3 protein-coding genes are annotated in these 4,400 nt (G+C 47.0%); all 3 read right to left on the bottom strand.

Annotated elements, in window-relative coordinates:
• Positions 1 to 42: 42 nt before the first annotated feature.
• Complete coding sequence (locus tag QVP94_RS13660; RefSeq protein WP_005867418.1) at positions 43 to 1,761, bottom strand: PD-(D/E)XK nuclease domain-containing ATP-binding protein; 1,719 nt, start codon at positions 1,759 to 1,761, stop codon at positions 43 to 45.
• A gap of 79 nt (positions 1,762 to 1,840) precedes the next feature.
• On the bottom strand, positions 1,841 to 2,935 hold the full coding sequence (locus QVP94_RS13655) for a PepSY-associated TM helix domain-containing protein (RefSeq protein WP_005867420.1): 1,095 nt from the start codon (positions 2,933 to 2,935) through the stop codon (positions 1,841 to 1,843).
• Positions 2,936 to 2,949: 14 nt separating this feature from the next.
• Positions 2,950 to 4,400: TonB-dependent siderophore receptor (locus QVP94_RS13650; RefSeq protein WP_288213284.1), on the bottom strand; the 1,451-nt coding region annotated here is incomplete at its 5' end.

The raw sequence follows: 4,400 nt of genomic DNA, 5'->3' as shown, positions 1-4,400 counted from the left end.
GTTAACTTCGTGAAATGGAGGAGTGGTACGGCTAGGCTTTATTTATTCGGTAACCTCCCAGCATTTCCATCCTTTATTGGCGCAGATATATACAATGTACGAGCGTACATTATATATAGGGAATTTCAGTTTGGTATCCTTGGCGTAAGCACGTACTTGCGCCACGTCCTCGGGGCGGGGAGCGTTTAGCGCCAGCATGTGTTCGGCCTCTTTCGCCTTGAAATACTTGAATTCCACCAATCGGTCATCCTTATAATAGTTCGTGCCGGGTATGCCGGTCATCTCGAAATCGGAACGGCCTACGGAGTTGTTCTGCTCGATGGCGAACGTATAATAGCTGCTTAGGTAGCGGGAGCAAAGCTCGAAGAAGGAGCAACGGATAAAGTTCTCGTTGATCTTGTCGAACACCTGCGCCGGGAACTGCCCGAGATACTGCTCGAAATAGTTTTGCACCAACGGCTCGAAACGGCGGTCTTCCGTGAAGCGTTCGTAGGTGGGTACATAACGGGGAGCGCCACCTTCTATATGGTTCATCTCGTTATAATAGTCCATGTAGATACTGCGCATCGTGAGGTTGGGCAGTACCATGCGATAATTGTTACGTAGCGTAGTCATACCCAGATAGAAGAGGCTGACAGGATAAAAGGTCTTATCGAAGAACTTCTTCTTATTGAACTTACTGGATAGGTCGGGAACGTTATACGGCAACTCGTCGTTGATGACCAAAGCGTCCAGCATCTCCTTGGCGTTCTCCAAGGATAGTGTCAAGCGGCGGATCCAACCGATATCCGTACGTAGGTTCTCATCCACCAGTTCCCTGGGGATCCCGCCTTTACGCACGGCGAATTTCTTGAAGAAATAGGTCAGGATCGTGGAGTTAAACAGAGGCTCGGCCTCCGGCAAGAAGCGGTAACCATCGTAATTATTCACGATCAATTGCCAAATCTCATTGAATCGATCCTGTCCTTCCGTATATTTATCGAGCACGTAACGCAGGTAAGCGCCCGCTTCCTCATACGTGAACCCCAGCATATTCAAGAACTCCGGTTCCAGTGTCAAGATCTCCGCTATATTATATCCGCTGGTCAGATCGTCCATCGTCACGGGAAGGACACCCGTGCAGAAGCAGGTACGGATACTGCCTTCGCCGATACCTTTCTTTATAACCTTGAAGAAGGTACGCAGGAAACTATCCTTCGTGGTTATTTGCTCATACAGCGGGTCCTTGTAGGCGGTCAATAATTGGTTGGTGAAATTATCGTACTCATCGATCAAGATATATACCTTTGGAAGGCCATGCTCGCGGGCGTACCCCAAAGCCTCCTCCAGCATTTGGGAGGCATTGCCTTTGGTGGTAAACTGGAAGTCTTGGAATAAGTCCCGATTGTGTGTCACCATGATCTCCACGGGAGAGCAATTCAAACGGTTAAAATTCTGCTCCAACCCCTCCATGTCATCGGCCATGGCCATAGCAGAGAAATCATAGCGCACGATCATATAACGATTATGCTCTTCCGTCGGATGCTCCCCGATCCAAGTGCCGCCGAACAATTCCTCGAAGCGATCGGCCTTGGTGCGATCGTAGTAACAGGCAAGAGTGGATACGAGTAGGCTTTTCCCGAAACGACGGGGACGCAGGAAGACCGGGGCATTATAATTCTCCAATCTGGGGATGAAGTTCGTTTTATCCACATAATAGAATTTACGCTCCCGTAAATCTATAAAATCCGCTACCGCATAAGGAATCGTTATTTGTGCCATGACATTTCTTTTTTCCTAATTACACAATATTACAAATATACGAAATTTCCTTATGCGATGCGATTTACTGGACTTATGTTTACCGGAAAGGGAAATGTTTCTGCCGATTGCGAATAACCCAAAGGTAAACTCCCGTGAAATAGAGGAACGGTATGGCTAGGCTTATGAGGATCCATAGGATTCTGGAGAAGTGCCCGAGGAAAGTGCCGAAGTGGACAAAGTACATGGAGCGGACAAGCTTCTCGGCGGCCGGTTTGTCTTTCCAGAGGTTTATGGCGACGACCTTGCCGGTAATAGGATGGATGTAGATATGGTTGCTTCCAGTTCTTTCGAAGTCCCCTTCCCGATACATCCGTACGGAGAAAACAGACGTGTTGTCTTTCGGGAAGAATATCATTGTCGGGGTTCCCTCTTTGAACTCTTCTTGGGCGGTCGTTAAAACGGAATCCAATGATACCCAATCACCTGTGTATTTATCAGTTTTTGGTGCCGGTGCGACTGCTTTTCCTGCGGATATGGATTCAAAGAAAGATTGATATTCTTTCTTGAACCCGAAGTAGGAGCCGGTAAAAGCGATGACCAGCAAAAAGAGGGATGTACATATACCTATGATGGAATGCGACTTGAAAAGCTTGGCTCTCAAGCCCATCTTTCGGCTCACGGAGAAGATACGACGCTTGGGTAATAATAGAAAGCCGGAGAGAGTTAGGAAAATCAACAGGAATCCCGATAAGGCGACGATGGTAGCTCCTTGCTTTTTCAATAGCAGGTTCACGTGAAAGTCGTATAACCATTGAAAAACCTTATGCCGGTATCTGTCCACTCCCGTAACTTCCCCTGTATAGGGATTGACATAGATCTGGATACGGCCTTTCTCATCCGGGAATGTAGTACGGAAACTGTAGGCGCAATCCTCGCCTCCGTATAAGACCATATTATTGATCTTAGCTTGTGGATATTCGCATCTTACGTTCTCTAACAAAGTTTGCGGCGGCACGGTTCGGGAGGCTGGCTTGACAAAAGCGATATCCTTGACAGATAGTTTTTCAAGTTCCGGCTTGTACACGATCGCTGTGCCGGAGAGGCATATTAGGGTTATTACTAGCCCTAATATGAGTCCGGTGTATAAATGTAACTTTACTATGATCTTTTTAATGATCGAATTATGCGACATGTCTTGTGCCTTTTTTAGAAGTTGACCGCTAGCATAACCATCAGCGTCCTGGCCGAGCCGGGGAATAAAAGATAGTTCCCTTGGGATCCGGTATAATATTCTTGGTTGAATACGTTTTTCAAGTTCGCCGAGATCTTGTAGAAACTACGCTTGTAAGCCACGAAACAGTCAACCAGATGATAGGCGTCCAGATCGATCGTATGTGCCATGTTTCCGTAGGATTTACCTTGGAAGTACCAACCACCGCCGAAAGATAAGCCTTTAACCGGGCCTTTACGGATTAGGTAGGAGGTCCAGAGGTTGAACTGGCTTGGTGAGATATTGGCCAGTTGCGTACCTACGGGATAGGTCTCGTCGTTCGTTTTCGTTACCTCGGCATGCGTATATGCGTAATTGAAGGCTACGCTCCAACTGGGGGTGATCTCTCCGTTTACCGAAAGCTCTATACCTTTGCTGGTCTGCTTGCCGATCAGTATCTTATATTCCTCGTCTTCCGGGTCTATCGTCGGCAAGTTGGTCTTCGACAAGGTATAGAAGGCCAGACTGGTGCTCAAGCGATCGTTGAAGAATGATTTCTTGACTCCCGCTTCCCATTGTTTAGAGGTAATCGGGTCGAATGCCTCGCCATCCTTCGTTTGCCCGGATTGAGGGACAAAAGACTGACTGTAGGTAGCATATAGGCTCAAGTCGGGCATGGGCAGATAAACAAGACCCACACGAGGCGAGATGGCAAAATTGTTTTCATCCGTTTTTTTATCCTTAATATAATTATCTTGTTTATCGTTCACCCAGTCCGCACGGGCGCCAAGCAATAACTTCCATTGAGCGGAAAAGCTTACTTGGTCTTGTAGATAGATCGCGTAGGTACGTTGGGTGATACGTAAGTCTGTACTCTGTTCCATCTCGAAATCAACTGGTTCTTCGGAATATTCCGGATGAACATAACTAATCGGGGTGTACATATTCCCTTTTACTTTCCTTCGGTTGGTAAGCCATCCATATTCTAGGCCCGCTATTACTTTATGATGGATAAAACCTGTCTTGAAACTACCATTCAATTCCTCCAATACGTTGGTATAATTGATTTTTGCGTCCCAATGTGCCAAACGGCGGGTAATTGTGCTGTCCTTCTGAGGGGTTTTCATCTGGAAATACAGACGATCCTCATGCGTGAAATATTGGCGGGCGGAACTTCTGAATGACCAGTTCTGGTTGAAACGGTGGGTCAACTGGAAACCAACGCTATTATTGGTAAACTTGCCATAGGCCCACGGTTCGCCGAGGAATGTCTTGAATCCGTTATTTATCACCTCATTGTCGATATGCAAAACGCCCGGATCTTGAGTCCTTTTATCCCGGAAGATATCGGCATCGATATTAAGGGTGGTCTTGCGTCCTAAGTCAATGTCGATGACTGGGGTGATGTCGTATCGTTTGCTGTTTTGCGGTTTCCTGAATTTATCGG

The sequence above is a fragment of the Parabacteroides sp. CAG:2 genome (assembly GCF_000436315.1).
Classification (GTDB): Bacteria; Bacteroidota; Bacteroidia; order Bacteroidales; family Tannerellaceae; genus Parabacteroides; species Parabacteroides distasonis.
Note: the sequence above shows the minus strand (reverse complement) of the source record. Positions and strands in the feature narration are given on the sequence as shown.